15 protein-coding genes are annotated in these 18873 nt (G+C 45.8%); 13 read left to right on the forward strand and 2 right to left on the reverse strand.

Features of this window, described 5'->3' with window-relative positions; genetic code table 11:
* Positions 1-54 precede the first annotated feature (54 nt).
* The 3 genes from QUB39_RS00585 (at position 55) to QUB39_RS00595 (ending at position 1480) form a co-directional block, all read left to right on the forward strand.
* The gene (locus tag QUB39_RS00585) at positions 55-285 is read left to right on the forward strand and encodes a DUF433 domain-containing protein (RefSeq protein WP_333058245.1); all 231 of its coding nucleotides are present in this window, start codon (positions 55-57) and stop codon (positions 283-285) included.
* A 140-nt stretch (positions 286-425) separates the two neighbouring features.
* Positions 426-776, forward strand: coding sequence for a hypothetical protein (locus QUB39_RS00590; protein WP_333058246.1), 351 nt, complete (start codon positions 426-428; stop codon positions 774-776).
* On the forward strand, positions 773-1480 hold the full coding sequence (locus QUB39_RS00595) for a PIN domain-containing protein (protein ID WP_333278428.1): 708 nt from the start codon (positions 773-775) through the stop codon (positions 1478-1480). Before QUB39_RS00590 ends, QUB39_RS00595 begins: the two co-directional genes overlap by 4 nt.
* Before the next feature lie 40 nt (positions 1481-1520).
* Here QUB39_RS00595 and prfC read toward each other — a convergent pair whose 3' ends face one another.
* Positions 1521-3149, reverse strand: a complete 1629-nt coding sequence (prfC, locus tag QUB39_RS00600; protein WP_190735310.1) for a peptide chain release factor 3 — start codon at positions 3147-3149, stop codon at positions 1521-1523.
* A gap of 526 nt (positions 3150-3675) precedes the next feature.
* On the opposite strand from prfC, the gene QUB39_RS00605 reads away from it, so the two are divergent.
* Positions 3676-4020, forward strand: a complete 345-nt coding sequence (locus QUB39_RS00605; protein WP_333058248.1) for a DUF4870 domain-containing protein — start codon at positions 3676-3678, stop codon at positions 4018-4020.
* A 1034-nt stretch (positions 4021-5054) separates the two neighbouring features.
* Here the strand turns inward: QUB39_RS00605 and QUB39_RS00610 are convergent.
* Positions 5055-7970 (reverse strand): CBS domain-containing protein, encoded by a 2916-nt coding sequence (locus QUB39_RS00610; RefSeq protein ID WP_333209089.1) that lies wholly within the window; start codon positions 7968-7970, stop codon positions 5055-5057.
* Between the two features lie 316 nt (positions 7971-8286).
* Between QUB39_RS00610 and psbZ the strand changes: the two genes are divergently transcribed.
* The 9 genes from psbZ to rimO all read left to right on the forward strand — a co-directional run bounded on the left by psbZ (position 8287) and on the right by rimO (position 18826).
* Positions 8287-8478, forward strand: a complete 192-nt coding sequence (psbZ, locus tag QUB39_RS00615; protein ID WP_190735314.1) for a photosystem II reaction center protein PsbZ — start codon at positions 8287-8289, stop codon at positions 8476-8478.
* Positions 8479-8698: 220 nt separating this feature from the next.
* A complete protein-coding gene (ribH, locus tag QUB39_RS00620; RefSeq protein ID WP_333209091.1) occupies positions 8699-9292 on the forward strand; it encodes a 6,7-dimethyl-8-ribityllumazine synthase in 594 nt (197 codons plus the stop codon).
* Between the two features lie 1442 nt (positions 9293-10734).
* Positions 10735-11973 (forward strand): sedoheptulose 7-phosphate cyclase, encoded by a 1239-nt coding sequence (locus QUB39_RS00625; protein WP_333052703.1) that lies wholly within the window; start codon positions 10735-10737, stop codon positions 11971-11973.
* A gap of 2 nt (positions 11974-11975) precedes the next feature.
* Positions 11976-12779 (forward strand): class I SAM-dependent methyltransferase, encoded by an 804-nt coding sequence (locus QUB39_RS00630; RefSeq protein WP_333210486.1) that lies wholly within the window; start codon positions 11976-11978, stop codon positions 12777-12779.
* A 286-nt stretch (positions 12780-13065) separates the two neighbouring features.
* Positions 13066-14460 (forward strand): ATP-grasp domain-containing protein, encoded by a 1395-nt coding sequence (locus QUB39_RS00635; protein WP_333052706.1) that lies wholly within the window; start codon positions 13066-13068, stop codon positions 14458-14460.
* 2 nt (positions 14461-14462) lie between these two features.
* Positions 14463-15488, forward strand: coding sequence for an ATP-binding protein (locus QUB39_RS00640; protein WP_333052707.1), 1026 nt, complete (start codon positions 14463-14465; stop codon positions 15486-15488).
* A 246-nt stretch (positions 15489-15734) separates the two neighbouring features.
* Entirely contained in the window at positions 15735-16373 is a 639-nt protein-coding gene (locus tag QUB39_RS00645) for a Uma2 family endonuclease (protein WP_333052709.1), read from the forward strand.
* 229 nt (positions 16374-16602) lie between these two features.
* Entirely contained in the window at positions 16603-17226 is a 624-nt protein-coding gene (locus tag QUB39_RS00650) for a Uma2 family endonuclease (RefSeq protein WP_333052711.1), read from the forward strand.
* 271 nt (positions 17227-17497) lie between these two features.
* Positions 17498-18826 carry a 30S ribosomal protein S12 methylthiotransferase RimO gene (gene rimO, locus QUB39_RS00655; protein ID WP_333052712.1) on the forward strand — a complete coding sequence of 443 codons (1329 nt, stop codon included), beginning with the start codon at positions 17498-17500 and terminating at the stop codon, positions 18824-18826.
* Positions 18827-18873: the final 47 nt, after the last annotated feature.

Below are 18873 nucleotides of genomic sequence, written 5' to 3' on the forward strand. Positions count from 1 at the left end.
TAATCGCTATTTTTTGATGCTAAAATTTAAAACAGTAGCTAAAGGAAAAATGCCATGTCAGACCAAGACATCGCTAAGATCATTACGATCGAACCGGGTAAGCGAGGTGGTCAACCTTGTATTCGAGGTATGAGAATTACGGTTTATGACGTGTTGGAATATCTCGCTTCTGGGATGACTTATCAAGAAATCCTAGAGGATTTTCCCTATCTCACGCAACAGGATATTTTAGCTTGCTTGAGTTTCGCAGCTAAACGAGAGCAGTTTATGTTAGTTGTTGGGTGATGAAACTACTAAAGAAACCGGGTTTTTGGCTGAATCTACGAATCACAACGAAATATTCAAGGGAAAAACCCGGTTTCTGGCTACCCGTGCGTCAGCCCTAAATTTGCTAAAATACACCCAGAAAATATCAAAATATAAATATGAACGAATCCCAAATACCCCAAATTCCTTGGCTGCCATTAAGCCGAGAAGCGCACAAACTATCAGTTACCGACAGATTAGCTCTAGTCAACGCGATTGTTGAGTCCATCAGACAGGAACTCCGACCCCGCCAACCTCTGCTAGATGATTTTGTGGAACCCATGACGGGGCTAGCAAAAACTGATACACCACCCGCAACAGATGACGAATTTGAAATTAGATTGCGGCCCGATCGCAAAGGTGCGGCGAAGCGACTCAGAGGGCTAGCAAAAACCGATACGCCACCTCCAACAGATGCCGAAGTTGCACTCATGTTAGAAGAGCGTTTGGTGGAGAAATACCTAAAATGAAGGTATTAATAGACACCAACATTATCCTCGATAGTTTGCTAGAACGAGAACCGTTTGTAGAGGATGCTGATGCTTTATTTGAGGCGATCGAAAATGAGCAAATTGAGGGATATGTAACGGCAACAACCTTAACAAATATCTTCTACATTGTCCGAAGGCAAACTCGCAGCCTCGATCGCGCTAGGCAAGCTATTGCTGAAACACTAGCATTAATGAAAGTATCTGCAGTCGATCGCCACGTTTTGGAAATAGCATTTGCATCTAATTTAACCGATTTTGAAGATGCCGTGCAGTTAGCTTGTGCGCTGTCAGATAACTTGGAGGCGATCGTCACCCGCGATGCAGGAGATTTCGCCGGTGCTACTTTACCAATTTTATCACCTAAAGAGTTATTAAAACGTTTGGGGGATAAGATTAACAGGACTGACACACTCCGACAAAGAAACCCGGTTTTTGGTCGAATCTACGAATCAAAACCAAGAATTATCGAAAAAACCCGGTTTCTGGCCACCCGCGCGTCAGCCTTCAAAGAAACCGGGTTTTTGGCCGAATCTACGAATCAAAACCAAGAATTATCGAAAAAACCCGGTTTCTGGCCACCCGCGCGTCAGCCTTCAAAGAAACCCGGTTTTTGGTCGAATCTACGAATCAAAACCAAGAATTATCGAAAAAACCCGGTTTTTAGCCCCGTGTGTCAGCTCTGAAAATGACTTAACCTAACCCGGAATCAACCAATTATCCCCCTCACTCCTCGCTAACAGCCAAACCCGAAACCACAGGGGCGATCGCATTTAACTTCAACACAGGATGCTCCCCTTCCACCTGGCGGCAATTCCACTCATTTCTAAACAGCAAAACCGGCCTTCCCCAAGTATCTTTTACCGTCACCGTATTAAACAGCCGCCCAACTTTTTCCAGCGCCTCCCAACCGCCGTCAACCCAACGAGCTACACTGTAAGGCAACATATCGATCGTCGTTTCCACATTATATTCCGACTGCATTCTGAACTGCACAACTTCAAATTGCAACTGTCCGACAGCCGCCAAAATTGGCTCGCGTTTCGACTCATCAACCGAGTACATAATTTGCACTGCGCCTTCTTCCTGCAACTCCGAAACGCCCTTGCGGAACTGCTTAAACTTAGAAGGATTGGGATTTCTCAAAAAAGCAAAAAGTTCAGGAGAAAAACAGGGTATCCCTTCATATTCCAGTTTTTGGCCGGTGTAAATAGTATCGCCGATCGCAAATACTCCCGGATTGTTCAAACCGATCACATCGCCCGGATAAGCAACCTCGATCGACTCCCGATCCTGAGCAAATAACTTTTGAGGCCTTGACAAACGCACCGTTTTACCACTGCGAGCGTGAGTCACGTTCATGTCCTTTTCAAACTTGCCCGTACAAACCCGAATAAACGCCACCCGATCGCGGTGTCTTGGGTCCATATTCGCTTGCAACTTAAACACAAACCCGGTAAAATCTTCATAAGTTGGCGGCAAATCTCCGGCGCTGCTCTTGCGGGCGATCGGCTTCATAGCGTAATCTAAAAACGCATCTAAAAACAGTTCGACCCCAAAATTGCTCATGGCGCTGCCAAAGAAAACAGGCGTCATTTTTCCCGCCCGAACTAAATCTAAATCGAGTTCAGTTCCCAACTCATCTAGCAGTTCCAACTCTTCTTTGAGCTGATAGTAAAGGTCTTGTTCCAACAAATCTTCAATGCGCGGATCGCCCAATTCGATGACGGTATCAACAGCAGCGCGAGAACCGTGTTTGGCCCGCTCGAATAAGTGAATTTTGCGCGCCCTGCGATCGAAAACACCTTTAAAGCGATCGCCCGTACCTATGGGCCAATTTACCGGATAAGTCTGCAACCCCAATTCCTTCTCAATTTCGTCCAACAAATCCAGAGGTTCTCTGCTAGGGCGATCGAGCTTATTAAAGAAAGTAAAAATAGGCAAACTTCGCAGCTTACAAACTTCAAATAACTTCCGAGTTTGCGGTTCCAAACCCTTAGCAGCATCCTCAAGCATCACCGCATTGTCAGCCGCCGCCAGAGTTCGATAAGTATCTTCGCTAAAATCTTGGTGTCCCGGAGTATCTAGCAGATTAATGTGATATTTTTTATACTCAAACTGCAAAACAGTAGAAGTAATAGAAATTCCCCGCTGCTGTTCCATCGCCATCCAGTCAGACGTAGCGTGTCGCTGAGCCCGCCGCGCTTTCACAGAACCTGCTTCGTGAATTGCACCTCCGTACAGCAGCAGCTTTTCTGTCAAAGTAGTTTTTCCCGCGTCAGGGTGCGAGATAATAGCAAAGTTGCGCCGGCGCTCAACAGCAGTTAGCAGTTCAGTTTCGAGTTCTGTTGTCATCAAAAAAAATCCGTAAGTGGGAACTCAGTCCCTTTAGGGCTGAGAGGGAAACGGCTCGGCGGTTGAAACCGCCGTGAATCTTTCCATTACACGGGGATTGCTTAATTCGGTGTACTTTTGTAATGTACTTTCAGTGGGACAATTACCACCTCAAACCTCGCAACCCGCTCACGCATAATGTTTGCTCTTTCGAGCCTCCCTTTCGGGGTAATGTTCGCCTCGCCAAGGTTATAAGAGCTTGTTAGGCTTGCAACACTGTTTCAGTGACCTTAAAACTGTTTAATTGCAAGCGACAGAGCAGGGAACTGGCGTCGCATTCGCCTGGTGTCGTGACTCAAATAACGTAGTCAATTAAGACTTAGGCTGGTCAGTACAGCTTGCTTGATTACTCTTACAAGCTCAGTCCCTTTAGGGCTGGGTTACTGACCACAAATTAGGTAGGGGAATCATCACCCGATCGCCATTATAGCCTGTGCTACAGTTGCTATTAAAGGTAAAATTATCAATAAAGTCAAGGAAAAGTAATATGTACGACTCTGACAAGCGGAAGCTGCTATCACTGGTGTGCCACGGGGCGATTTTTTTCAGCACGTTACTGTTCTCGATCGGAGCGCCGATCGCTGTATTGTTAGTATCAGATGACCCCGTTGTCAAAGAAAACGCCACAGAAGCCATCAATTTTCACCTTAATGTATGGCTGTACAGCGCCGTAATTGTGGCGTTAACTGTCGTCACTTTTGGTCTTGCTGGCTTTATCCTAGTCCCCCTAGGTTATCTGCTACACTGGGGACTGACAATAATGGCTATCCTCCACGTTTTGCAAACTCCTAACCAACCTTACCGCTACCCTTTTATTTTCCGAATAGTGTAGACAGAAAATCGCGCTTCACCATCGATTTCAACAACCCGATTTCTTTAAGCAGAAACCGGGTTTTTAATTGTTTTATAACTCACATTCGCTCCCCCAAACTGGCAAATACACTGCTTAATATTATGTCCCGTCGATTACCCCTAATACCGTAGGGGCGGGTGCACGAAAAATATCTGCCAATAATTGACAATCTCAAAAACCCGCCCTTTTAATCGCTCGATCGGACATGATATAAGTGATAAAGAGGGTTGATGATCGGAGACAAGATTCAGTAAAAAAACTTAAAAATTTGTGAAGCTAAGCATCATCTAGTTGGAATTCCAGAAAATTGACCTAACATCATGAGTGAAATCTTGTTAATCCATAAAAAATCAAAAATCAGAGTACAATCAACTATTAATTATGGTGTTTTCGCCCTGTTGCAGGGCTGCTGTGAACGCTAAGTTGAGCTTCCATTGATGCCGTTTCCCACACTATGCTACCGCCTTTGGGTTATTTCGCGGAGTTAGGGCGGATGTTCGATCGCTCGGAACCATCATTTTTGCTTTAGCTGTGCTATTTTTGCATCGGGCGATCGTTTTATTGGAATATTCCACCAATTCTATCTCTACCAGGTGTATTAAAACTTAATACAATATTTTTCCAATAAAAATCCCGCTCTTGTGGAACGGGAAAGCCATCAGGGTGCATCTATATATATGTCACTATAACTCATAGGGGGTATAACCCCTCGTAGCTTTATCGAATCTTTACAATCACAAAATTTTTGTAAAGATTGAGGTTTTTATTTGACTGATTAGCCGTTTTATGAAATTAAAATGGAAAATGCTGACATTTATAAAATCCAGTGACTTTCCAAGGACAATTGCGATTAAACCAGGAGCGTGATGTTTCTTCACCTTAATTCTCGAAATATCAATAATGTACGATCGCCTGGTTAGCCTGTTTGGGATTGAAAACTAAAAATTCAGTAGAGTGCGTCAGCAATTAGCTAATCAATTATAGAAAAAATAACGCGCTGCTGACGCACCTTACTAAGTTTGAGGATAACGTTGTGCTAAGAAAGAGATAGCAGCAGCCCGATCGCCCAAATCGCCATCCAACTTCGCCGCCAACAAATCATCCAACATTCGTTTAAACCCAGGCCCCGGCTTATAACCCAAAGCCTTCAAATCGTTGCCATTCAAAGGCGGCTCAACATTCGTCCATTTGGTGAGATATTCCCAAATTTGGCGGCGTGCACTTCGCGGACTTTGTAGGGCGATCGCAATTAACACCGGCAATTCATAATTCCTCAACAGCAACACCAACTGACTCGGCAACTCGCACTTAGGCAAATTCTCCGCTAACTGCTTCTTTCCGGCTTCCAAAACTTCCAACCGCTTAATGCTGTCAGCAGGTAACTGAAGATTTGCAGCCACCTTGCCGCGATATTCCGGTGCTACATAAGCTATCAAAACTTCCAGCCGCATCTGCCAATCGGGAATATTGATAATTGGGAATTGGGAATTGGGAATTGGGGATTGAGCCTTGAGAATAGTTGCTTTTTCTTTTTCTTCCTTCTTCCCTATTCCCTCTTCCTTATTCCCTCTGACTCGTGACTCACCCTCAATCATTAATCCGTGTATCCGTGTCAAAATCCGTGTCGTGCCTTCCTTCTTCCTTCCTTGCAAACACCGATCGAGCAAACGCAGTTGCCGCCACAACTCCCGATCCAACTCCAAAGTAGGATGAATACAGCGCAAAGCCTGCAAATCTCCCAGCATTTGCAAAGCAACTTTCCAGTAATGAGCTTGCAAAATGTATTTCAATTCGCTTTTGAGTCGAGTTTCCAAAGCCGGAGCTCGGCCATTTTCCCCCTGAATTCGGTAATAAATCCCGCTAGCCAAAGCGTTGCGGATGTATCCTTCCGTCTGCGGCTCAATTTCAAACCCCAACCGCACCGCAAATCGCACAGCGCGATAAATTCGCGTCGGATCTTCGATAAAACTATTGGCGTGCAAAACTCGAATTTGCTTCGATTCCAAATCCAGCAAACCGCAGAAAAAATCTAACAATTCGCCGCTGCGAGGAACACCCAACCGCACAGCCAGCGCATTAATTGTAAAATCCCTGCGGTACAAATCTTGGCGAATCGAACTCGCTTCAACTTCAGGATTTGCCGCCGGATAAGGGTAAAATTCAGTGCGAGCCGTAGCGATATCCACCCACAGCGAGCCGAAAGCAGAGTCTTTGTGCCACAAAAGCGCGGCGGTTTGAAATTGACCGTGAACGTCCAAACGCGAGTCTGGGTAAAGTTTTTGCAGCGATGAAGCTAACTCGACACCAGCACCGGAATCGTCGGAACCGCACTTTCCATCCACCACTAAATCGATATCCGTTAGCGCCAGTGTATCATCCGTGGCTAAGAGTAAATCCCGGACTGCTCCACCCACAATATAAAGTTGCCAGCCGCGATTTTGGGCAATATTGGCGGCGATCGACAATAATTGCCATAATTCGGGACTGATGCGCGATCGCAACAACTGCTCAACCGATTCGGACACGGCACAATAAGAGAATTCTGCATTACTTCCCCTGTCTCGCGCTTTTTGCTGGTGCAATTCCCGCAACACATCAGTGCGAGTCACAATTCCCACCAGTTGACCGTTTTCCAATACTGGCAAGCGCCCGATATCGTATGTCACCATTAAAGATTCAATTTCCGGCAGCAAGGTATCTGGGGCGATCGTTTTTAACTGCGGACTCATGTAACCCTTGACGGGGGCGTGACTGAAACCGTGGTGCAGGGCAATGTCAATGTCGCGGCGCGAGATAATGCCAGCCAGTCGATCGCCCGCATCGACCACAGAAAGCCCTGAATGTCCGTAACGTAGGAGTATACGGTGAGCTTCCCCCACCGAGGTTTCCGGGCGAATACTCCGCACTGGAGACGACATTAACTCGCGCGCTGTCGGAGGGTGGGGAATTTGAGCTTTCAGTTCGTCAGCTAACTGATTTAAAGTCAGCAGGGGGTCAACATCGCGGGTAGCGAGGGAAGCGGCGCGGGCGTGGCCTCCGCCGCCGAAGGGTTTGAACAATTCGCTGAGGTTTGTGCCTTCGATGCGCGATCGACCGATAATAGTTAATCGATTGGAAACTGGCGATTCGGGAGCGATGTTGCGGTTGTTTTCGTTTTCGCTAAATTTATAAACATTACCTAACAGCAGAGCATCGGTTTCAGTTAAATCGAGCAAGCGAGAAGCCAGCGAAGAAAGTCCCGGAACATAAGCTTCAGTAGACAGCAGCACCCAGGCTACGCTGTAACCGTGCAAAGTTTCCGATCGCAAATTCTTGAGCGCTTCTCTCAGCAAATCTTGCAATTGAGGAGACAAAGCGGGTTCTACATATTCAGCTATTACCCCCAAACTCGCTCCCTGTTCCATCAACCAGGCCAAAGCTATGGCATCTCGCGCAGTTGCGCCCTCAAAGGTGAGGGAACCTGTATCGACGTGGATGCCGAGGGCCATTACTGTTGCTTCCGAAGGCAGAAGGCGGAAGGGTATGTCGCTGTTTTCTGCTTGATTTTTGAGCTTTTCAACAATTAATGTTGTGCTGGCTCCGACTGCTTCGATCTGCGTAACAGTAGCGGGGATGTCTGAATGCGCTTCTAGGTGGTGGTCGAAAATAGCAATTTCCCTTACTTGTGGCAAATCCAGCCACTCGGCGGCTTTTCCCAAACGATCGCGCCCGGAGGCATCCACTATAGTAATCGATCGAATTTGTTGCGGATTGACCGATCGGCGTTCAATCAGTGGGTACTCGTCGCGGTGTAGCGCCAAAAAGTCCCGCACCGTCGGATGACACCCGCCCGTCAATACGATCCTGCTACCGGGGCGCAGCACGCAAAGTCCCACCGCCGCCCCCAAGGCGTCAAAATCTGCTGTTGTGTGGCACAAAACTAAGTCCATAGCCGAAAATCCCGCATCTCTAACTCAAACAGTAGCAATTTCTCGCCCTCTGAAACCGGATGTGTCGATCGGGCTTTAAGTTAACCTTTCCAGTTTTCTGTGCTGTAACGAACAATGATAAAATTGATAAAAATCTTAAGAGCCGCTGACGCCTGTTCGCGCAACGCCCGAATTTGCCTGGGTTCTTTCGTATCAATCAACCGACAATTTCTCGATCGACTATCGGGAAACTGTCAAAAACTAGAATTTGGAAGATTTTTTTCGGTTCTGGGAAACTATTTCCGCTCAACGCACGGTTATATCGAAAGGAGAAAAGATGTTATCAATTCTGTTTCAAGTCGTTTTACTGGGTCTGGTACTGCTGTCTTTTGTGATGGTCGTTGGCGTGCCAGTTGCTTATGCCTCTCCCCAAAACTGGAATCAGTCTAAATCCCTGATTTATGTCGGATCGGGTCTGTGGTTTTTGCTGGTTATTGCAGTGGGTGTATTGAACTTTTTAGTCGTTTAATTTCACCCAAGTCTATCGGATAAAGAAGGTAAAAGATAGAAGGATGAAGGCATTCACCAGCGATTAAAAGGCATTCGGCAGAAGCTAGGCATTTTCCAGACCGCGCGATTCTGTATGTTTTTGCACTTGAGATTCAGATGAGATGCTGCTGCTTTCTGACTTTTGCCTTCTCACAAACAAAACTCTAAAACCTAAAATCTAAAATCTAAAGTAGAACACTATGACTGTTTTCGAGGGAACTTTTACTCACACCGAATCTTTGCGATTTGCGATTGTCATCGGTCGTTTTAACGATTTGGTGGTTAACAAACTTTTGGAGGGATGTCAAGATTGTTTGAAACGCCACGGGGTTGATATTAATCCTCATGGATCTCAGGTGGACTTTTTTTGGGTTCCGGGAAGTTTTGAGATTCCTTTGGTGGCGCGCCAAGCGGCTCTTTCTCACCGCTACGATGCGGTAATTTGTCTGGGTGCGGTAATTCGGGGCCAAACTCCTCATTTCGATTTTGTGGCTGGTGAGGTTGCTAAGGGAATTGCTGCGGCTGCTTTTCAGACAGGGGTGCCGGTGATTTTTGGGGTGGTGACGACTGACACGATGCAGCAAGCTTTGGAAAGGGCTGGAATTAAAAGCAATTTGGGCTGGAATTATGCGATGAGTGCTTTGGAAATGGGTACTTTGATGCGCCAAGTTAAGGGTTTGGGAACACACTCTTACGATCATCGATTAACTACTGGATCTGCTGCTCAAGTGCTTTCGGGTGAAGCAAATCTGGCGATCGCCCCCGATGTATCGTCGGATCAAATCCCCTCGTAAGTTCGGCTAGCAATATTTTTAAGCTAAAAAGCATCAAGATTTGCATCGGGAAAAATCTTAAGACTCTTGTGGGGTGGTGATTATACCCGCCCCCAAGGTAAAAATTCCACTCTGGGCCGATCGACAAATTAGACCAATATCTTGCCCATTGGAAATGGGTACTTTGATGCCTCAAGTTAATAGTTTGGGCGGCAATTTTGACCAATAATTTCAAAGGTGGTACCCGCCACGTCATTTATCCGTGGAATCAATCCAAAATCTAAAATCTAAAATCCTCAAGAAAGAGCATTTATCTCGCGCAAGTCAATTCTAAAATCTAAAATCTAAAATCTAAAATCTAAAATCTAAAATCTAAAATCTAAAATCGAAAATCGAAAATCGAAAATCGAAAATCGAAAATCGAAAATCGAAAATCGAAAATCGAAAATCGAAAATCTAAAATCGAAAATCGAAAATCGAAAATCGAAAATCTAAAATCGAAAATCGAAAATCGAAAATCGAAAATCGAAAATCGAAAATCTAAAATCTAAAATCTAAAATCTAAAATCTAAAATCTAAAATCTAAAATCTAAAATCGATTGACGCTCCATTACCTGCGTCTGCTGCTGTTAAAGTGCTGTCGGGCGATCGGGCTTGATTTATAGCAATCCTAAATGATTCGTGTAATTCTTGTAGGGGCAAACCCCGTGGTTGCCCCGATGCAGGCTGGGGTAGGCACTCTTAGCACTACCCCTACATATTTTTACAAATGATGCGAGGATTGCTATATGTTCCCAGGAAATTTCGTAATCTAAAATCCAGGTTTATTATTCCCTTTATTAACTAGGCATTAATCGGCTGATTGGATATTTAATTTGGTTGATAATGGACCTCTTGCAAAAATAACTAGGACGGGATCTGGGGCCCATCCCACAAAAGTTATTTTTTCTTGTGGGATGGGCGTCCCGCCCGTCCAATAAATTTATGAAAAGGACTTTTGCAAGAGGTCTAATCAACTGGAAATACGCAGCGAACCCGCTCAAAAAAGATAAAGTGATTTCAACGATCGATCGCAACGAGTCGTTTCAATAGATGAGGCTGCTGTAATTTCCGGTTTTCGCGATTTGTCTCTGGATAATATGATATAAAAAAAAAATATATCAAATTTTACTGAATCTGGTTGCATAAAGATGAGAAATTCGTTATGTTGAATTTTGTGTAAGCATTGAGGCGGTCTCAAATCAATCCTCAAAATGCTTTAAGTATAAATACTCGATAAGCAGTATTTAACCTAGTCTTAACAAACAACTCTGAAAGTAAATTTTTAGGTAGATTGTTAAGTTCATATTAAATGACAAATTGTCAAGTTAATGTCTAGGAAGTTTGCCAGCAAAAGGATTGATACTTTTGAAGCTCGCCCAGATACTTACAGTTACTGATCAACATGAAAGTGCAAAAATCTTATGGGTGACATTCAAGCTACGTTTACATCTACCGATCGAGCTTTTCAAATTGAGGGGTACGAAAAAATAGATTTCAGCTTGCTCTACGTAGATGGTGCTTTCAAGCTGGAGAATCCTGAGATTGCGGATAGTTACCGCCAATTCGGTCGCTGTTTAATGGTTGTAGATGAAACAGTCTATGGTCTTTATGGTGGACAGATGCAGGATTATTTCAAGCATCACGAGATAGATTTAACAGTCTTTCCAGTTAATATCAAGGAACCTGATAAGACCTTAAAAACTTTTGAAAGCATCATAGATGCCTTCGTTGATTTCGGACTCGTGCGGAAGGAGCCTGTTTTGGTAGTCGGTGGTGGATTGACGACAGACGTAGCTGGTTTTGCCTGCTCATCCTATCGCCGTCGGACTAACTACATTCGCGTACCGACAACTTTAATTGGGCTGATTGATGCCAGTGTGGCAATCAAAGTAGCTGTGAACCACGGTAAGCTGAAAAACCGCCTCGGCGCTTACCACGCTTCGCAGAAAGTAATCTTAGATTTCTCCTTTCTGAAAACTCTGCCGATCGACCAAATACGAAACGGCATGGCAGAGTTAATTAAGATCGCCGTAGTAGGCAACAAAGAAATCTTCGAGTTGTTAGAAAACTACGGCGAAGCATTGCTGCACAGCCATTTTGGTTATTTAGACGGCACATCTGAACTGCGGGAAGTGGCCCATCGCTTAACCTACAACGCGATTCAGTCAATGCTGGCCTTAGAAGTACCAAACCTCCACGAGCTAGATTTGGATCGAGTGATAGCTTATGGTCACACTTGGAGTCCGACGCTGGAACTAACACCGGAAATTCCGATGTTCCACGGCCATAGTGTCGCCATCGATATGGCTTTTTCGGCCACCATTGCCCAACTGCGGGGCTACATTTCGATCGCCGATCGCGATCGCATCTTAAGATTAATGAGCCGCCTCGGACTAGCAATAGACAGCCCTTATCTCACATCAGAACTGCTCTGGAAAGCCACAACATCGATCAGTCGTACCCGCGACGGCCTTCAGCGTGCAGCAGCTCCATGCCCCATTGGTGACTGCTTTTTCATGAACGATTTAACTCGAACTGAGTTGGATGAAGCCCTAGCGGTGCATCGAGAAATCTGTCAGGGCTACCCGCGTCATGGCGATGGCGAGGATATGTATGTGGTATTGCAGAAAGTTGCAACTCGTTCCACAGCCGGGGTATAAAGATGAGACCCGTTACCCCAGTCGGGATTTTAGCCTCCTTACTCGAAAGTCTCGCCTCGCAAGTAGAAAAAATCGATAATCTCGATCGAGCTTTCAAGGCCCAATTACAACAAGCCTACGAACTAGCAAATGGTCTCGATCCGTACCTGAACCTTTGTACCACGCCGGAATCTCCCGCCTTAGCCACGTTAGTAAAGCGCACCCAATCAGAAGATTGGAGTCAGCGATTCTCTGACGGCGAGACAGTGCGCCACTTGGAACAGGAAATGCTTTCGGGCCATGTGGAAGGCCAAATGCTGAAATTTCTCGTCCATCTCACCAAAGCACAGCGCGTACTGGAAATCGGGATGTTTACCGGGTACTCAGCACTAGCGATGGCCGAAGCCCTGCCAGTGGATGGAGTGGTGGTAGCCTGCGAAGTAGATGCTTACGTCGCTGAATTTGCCCAGAAGTGTTTTCACGAATCTACTGCCGGCCACAAAATCTCAGTCAAGGTGGCACCGGCTCTAGAAACCATGAAACAATTGGCTGCTAATGGAGAAGTGTTCGATTTGGTATTTATCGATGCTGATAAAGCTGGATACATAGACTATCTCGATTTACTCCTAACTACCGGGCTGTTGGCTCCCAATGGCTTGATATGTGCAGACAATACTCTGATGCAGGGACAGCCATATTTGTCGGGTACTGCTACTGATAACGGAGTTGCGATCGCCAAATTCAACCAGGCTCTAGTTGACGATCCGCGCGTAGAGCAAGTGTTAGTGCCGCTGAGAGATGGATTGACCTTAATTCGGCGCGTTTAGAGCGTGTTCTCTTGCCCCGGAGATCCCCTTAATCAGGCGGGATCGGTCAAAGTCCTAATGCGGATTTAGCCGGATCAGATCAGTGCAACCGGATTCGATCTAATTCATCTGCGTTAATCTGTGTTTATCTTCCCTCATCTGCGGTTTAAAAAAGATAATTTATGAACCGCAGATGACAATTTATTAACGCGGATTAACGCAGATGAAGATCGGAGAGATGTGAATATTTCTGATGCTAACAGATTTGATATTACCTTTAATTAGAGTGTTTACTTACTAGAAAATTATGCTCGAAACAGTTTCTGTGGCAGCGATGCCATCTGAACAGGAAACAAACACTGGGAATAGGCGCTTCCAGACTGCATTCAAAACCATAGCCACATTAATTTTGCTGCTATTAGTAATGCCCCTGAATATTGCTTTAACTGCGATCGCCCTACTGAGATCCATCATCATCAAACCGTTTCAGTCTCGATCGACTACAGCCACTCCCCAAACGATTTTAATCAGTGGCGGCAAGATGACCAAAGCATTGCAGCTAGCCCGATCGTTCCATCAGGCCGGTCATCGGGTAATTTTGGTAGAAACCGAGAAATACTGGCTGACGGGTCATCGTTACTCTTGGGCAGTCGATCGCTTTTACACAGTACCAAACCCCCAGACAGATGAATACCCCCAAGCACTCTTAAAAATTGTCCAACAAGAGAAAGTTAATGTTTACGTTCCCGTTTGTAGTCCAGTCGCCAGTTACTACGATGCCGAAGTCAAAAGGGTACTTTCTGGGCACTGTACGGTAATGCACGTCGATGTCGAAACTCTGCAACGATTGGATGATAAATATGATTTTGCAAAAGCAGCGGAAGCATTGGGGCTGCGAGTTCCGAAGTCTTATCGCATTACTAATCCGCAGCAAGTAATCGATTTTGATTTTAGTGATGCACAGCGTCCATATATAATCAAAAGTATTCCCTACGATTCTGTTCGCAGGTTAAACTTAACTAAATTACCCTGCGAAACCCCAGCAGAAACTGCCACCTTTGTCAACTCATTACCAATTTCCGAGAGTAAACCTTGGATTATGCAAGAGTATATTCCGGGGCAAGAATTCTGCACTCATAGTACAATTCGTGATGGTCATCTTCAGTTGCACTGTTGCTGTGAATCGTCGGCTTTTCAGGTGAATTACCAGAATGTCGATCGCCCGGATATCGAAAATTGGATTCGTCAATTTGCCAAGAGTCTCAATCTGACAGGACAAGTTTCCTTTGATTTCATTCAGGCGGCGGATGATGGAGAGATTTACGCGATCGAATGCAACCCCCGCACCCATTCAGCCATCACGATGTTTTACAACCATCCCGATGTGGCAAAAGCTTATTTGGAACCCGACCCTTTACCGCAGACTGTGCAGCCTTTGGCATCTAGTCGCCCGACTTACTGGATTTACCATGAAATTTGGCGATTGGTGACTCATTTGCGATCGCCGAAGCTCGTTTCTGAGCGGTTACAAATTATCGCCCAAGGCAAAGATGCTATCTTCGAGTGGGACGATCCGCTGCCGTTTTTGATGGTGCATCATTGGCAAATTCCCTTGTTGTTATGGGGAAATTTACAGAAGCCGAAAGAGTGGATTCGGATTGATTTTAATATTGGCAAACTTGTGGAAATAGGGGGAGATTGAGGATGTCAGTAGTACGGGTTTTGCATTTAGTCGGATCGGCAGTTAGCGATTTTTTCTGTAATTTATCGCGGCTTTATGCAGAAGATTGTCTAAAAAATACGGCTAATTCAGCACTCTATGAATTTCATATAGCCTATATTTCTCCCGATCGCCAATGGCGTTTTCCTACATCTCTCGATCAAGGTGCGATCGCAGCCGCTAATCCCATGTCTCTAGCGGGCGCTGTAGAGGTGCTGACACAGCTAAAGATTGACGTAATGGTACCGCAGATGTTTTGCATCCCCGGCATGACTCAATACCGCAGCTTGTTCGATCTGCTGCATATTCCTTATGTGGGTAATCCGGCAGAGTTGATGGCGCTGACTGCTGACAAAGCCAAGACTAAGGCAGTAGTAGCAGCCGCTGGGGTAAGTGTACCGTTGGGAGAAGTTGTCCGCGCGGGCGATCGACCTTCTATTGACTTTCCGGTGGTGCTCAAGCCGCTGAATGCGGATAATTCTCTGGGAGTTGCCTTAGTTAAAAATGCTGCTGACTATGATGCGGCTTTGGAGACAGCATTGACTCATTCCGAGGAAGTGCTAGTAGAAAAATTCATTGAATTGGGTAGAGAAGTTCGCTGTGGAATTATCATCAAAGCAGGCGAATTAGTCTGTTTACCGCTGGAAGAGTATGCTCTAGATGCTGATACCAAACCGATTCGGAGTTATGCTGATAAGCTCAAACAAAATGACGATGGCAACTTGAGCTGTGTCGCTAAGGATAGTACCAAATCGTGGATAGTGGACATCAGCGATCCGGCAACCGAGAGAGTTTGGGATATGGCCAGAAAATGCCACATCGCTTTGGGTTGTCGCGATTATAGTCTATTTGATTTTCGCATCGATCCGCAGGGACAACCTTGGTTTTTGGAAGCGGGGCTGTACTGTTCTTTTGCTCAGAAAAGTGTGCTTTCTGCAATGACGAAAGCATCAGGAACTTCTCTGGATACTTTTTTTGAAAGTATGTTGCAAAATGCCTTGCAGAGATGACTCAGGCTGAGTTTGCGATCGGAGTAGCTAAAACATCACAAAATTTGTGAAATAATGATCGTATCAAGAACTTCTGTGGATAGTTTTAGATTCAGTCGATAGGCGCGATCGGTATTTTGACATTGTGGACACAATCTTATAGCAAACTTCACTTCCTATGTCAAGAATTTTCAGTATTTTACCGAAAAGACTTGTGCCATCTTTTAGCTTTCCGCATACTAATCACCAGACAGAGGAAACCACAACATGATCCAAACCATATCGAAAACAATCACGTTTGATGAGTTCGTTGCTTGGTATCCAGAGAACTCTGTCCATAAGTACGAACTACACAATGGAGTAATTGTTGAAATGCCTTTAGGAACCGGCCGTCATTCCCGCGTTACAGGTTTCATCCGTTCAAAACTATCAGTCGAAATTGACCGCCGCTCCTTACCTTATTCCATCCCCGGCGACTGCCTGCTCAAACCCGTCCGCAACGAGGCGGGCTACCTGCCAGACGCAGTTGTCCTAGACGAAGCAGCTCTGCGCCAGAGAGAACCGCGCTGGGATACGGAATCCATCATCACGATGGGGTCTTCGGTGCGACTGGCTGTAGAGGTCGTCAGTACCAACTGGCGGGACGATTACCATCTCAAATTCGCTGACTACGAAGAAATGGGCATCCCCGAATACTGGATTGTGGACTACCTTGGTTTGGGCGGCCGCAAGTTCATCGGCACTCCCAAGCAACCCACGCTCTCGGTTTGCCAGTTGGTTGACGGCGAGTATCAAATCAGCCAGTTTCGGGGAGATGACCGAGTTGAATCGCTGGCTTTCCCAGAGTTGAGGTTGACTGCCGAGTTGATTTTTCGAGGCGGTCTGCCCTTAACCGAGCCGAGCTAGAAGGAGTGGGGGGCGATCGGGTATCAAAAGGATATCAAATGGGTACAAAAGGACACCAATTTTGTGACAAATCGGCGTTTTGTACCAAGTGCTGTTTTGTCAGGACGGGCGATCCCAATTATATCAACTACAGTTTAATTTGTCAAGGATTAGAGGCAACGTTGCCTCTAATCCTTGTGTAATATTTGAGCTTTCCGCATACTAATCACCAGACAGAGGAAAACACAACATGATCCAAACCATATCCAAAACAATCACGTTTGATGAGTTCGTTGCTTGGTATCCAGAGAACTCTGTCCACAAGTACGAACTACACAATGGAGTAATTGTTGAAATGCCTTTAGGAACTGGCGACCATTCCGACGTTACAGGTTTCATTTCCGGTGAAATCAATTTTGAAATCAGGCGACTGCAATTGCCTTACTCTATCCCTGGTGATTGCTTGCTCAAGCTTGCGCGTAACGAATCTGGCTACCAGCCAGATGTAATTGTCCTAGACCGAACCGCACTTGCAAACGAACCGCGCTGGAAAAAAGAATCAGTCATCACGATGGGGTCTTCGGTGCGACTAGCTGTAGAGGTGGTCAGTACGAACTGGCGGGATGATTATTTTTTCAAAGCTTCCGACTATGAAGAAATGGGCATTCCCGAATACTGGATTGTAGACTATCTTGGTTTAGGCGGTCGCAAGTTTATCGGCAATCCCAAACAACCCACTCTCTCGATTTACCAGCTAGTAGATGGGGAGTATCAGGTAAAACAGTTTAGGGGAAGCGAGACTGTTGAGTCGCTGGCTTTTCCAGAATTGAGCTTAACAGCAGAGAAGATTTTTCTTGCTGGCTTGCCGAACTAGCAAGTCGAAATTATGCAAAGGGCGTAAGATTGTCGAAGCCTTCCGACGACACCAAAACCTGACAATTGGGTCAAAATCTGGCAGCGAAAAAGCGGGAAAGTACGATCGCACAAAGCCTAAAAATTCTCATCTCGCCCACGATCGCACAAATATCACACAACAACTGCGGACACCACAACAGTCCAGAGCTTCCACATACACATTGCAATTTTTTAAATTGTGTGATATCATAAAACGTTCTTAAAAATAGCGCAACACTAACTATTACTGCATGGCAACGAAGCCAACGATCGCATTTACTCACCTCGGCTGCGAAAAAAATCGCATCGATACCGAACACATGATTGGCTTGCTGGCTCAAGCGGGCTATCAAGTCGATTCTAATGAAGAATTAGCCGATTATGTTGTAGTCAATACTTGTAGTTTTATCCAAGCTGCGCGAGAAGAGTCGGTCCGCACCTTGGTAGAATTGGCAGAAGCTAATAAAAAAGTAGTCATCACCGGCTGCATGGCACAGCATTTTCAGCAGGAATTGCTGGACGAATTGCCGGAAGCAGTCGCAATTGTCGGCACTGGCGACTATCATAAAATCGTCAATGTTATGCAGCAGGTGGAAAAGGGCGATCGAGTTTCCCTCGTCTCTAGTGAACCTACTTACATCGCTGACGAAACTACTCCCCGCTACCGCACGACATCGGAAGGTGTGGCTTATCTGCGTATAGCAGAAGGCTGCGACTACCGCTGTGCATTTTGCATTATCCCGCACTTGCGCGGAAATCAAAGATCGCGGACGATCGAGTCTATCGTCGCGGAAGCTAAGCAATTAGCCTCCGAAGGGGTAAAAGAAATTATCTTAATTTCTCAAATTACCACCAACTACGGCAAAGATATTTATGGCGAACCGAAACTCGCCGAACTACTGCGCGCTTTGGGTGAAGTAGATGTACCTTGGATTCGGATGCACTACGCCTATCCTACAGGTTTGACTCCGCAAGTTGTAGCAGCAATCCGCGAAACGCCCAACGTTTTGCCGTATTTGGATTTACCCCTGCAACACTCGCACCCGGAAATTCTGCAGGCGATGAATCGGCCTTTTCAAGCCGGGATCAATGATGCTATAGTCGATCGGCTCAAAGCAGCACTTCCCGGCGCCGTGATGCGGACAACTTTTATTGTCGGCTTCCCCGGCGAAACCGACGAACACGCAGCACACTTGCTGGAATTTGTCAAGCGCCACGAATTCGATCACGTAGGAGTTTTTGTATTTTCGCCAGAAGAAGGAACCCCAGCCTTCAGCTTGCCCCAGCAAATACCTGCAGAAATAATGGAAATGCGGCGCAATTTGGTAATGGCGGCACAACAACCTATATCATTGAAGAAGAATCAAGAGTCTGTCGGTCAGGTAGTTGATGTCCTGATAGAACAAGAACAACCAGAGACAGGTGAGTTGATTGGTAGATCCGCTCGGTTTTCCCCAGAAGTAGATGGACTCGTCTATGTGACAGGAGAAGCGCGACTGGGATCGATCGTATCTGTGAAAATTACTGGTGCAGATGTCTACGACCTCTACGGTCAAGTCGATTTTAGATTTGAGATTTGAGATTTGAGATTGACTGCACAGACTGATCTGGGAGCTCGATCTTTTGT

This window comes from Microcoleus sp. AT8-B5, assembly GCF_036705565.1.
Lineage (GTDB): Bacteria > Cyanobacteriota > Cyanobacteriia > Cyanobacteriales > Microcoleaceae > Microcoleus.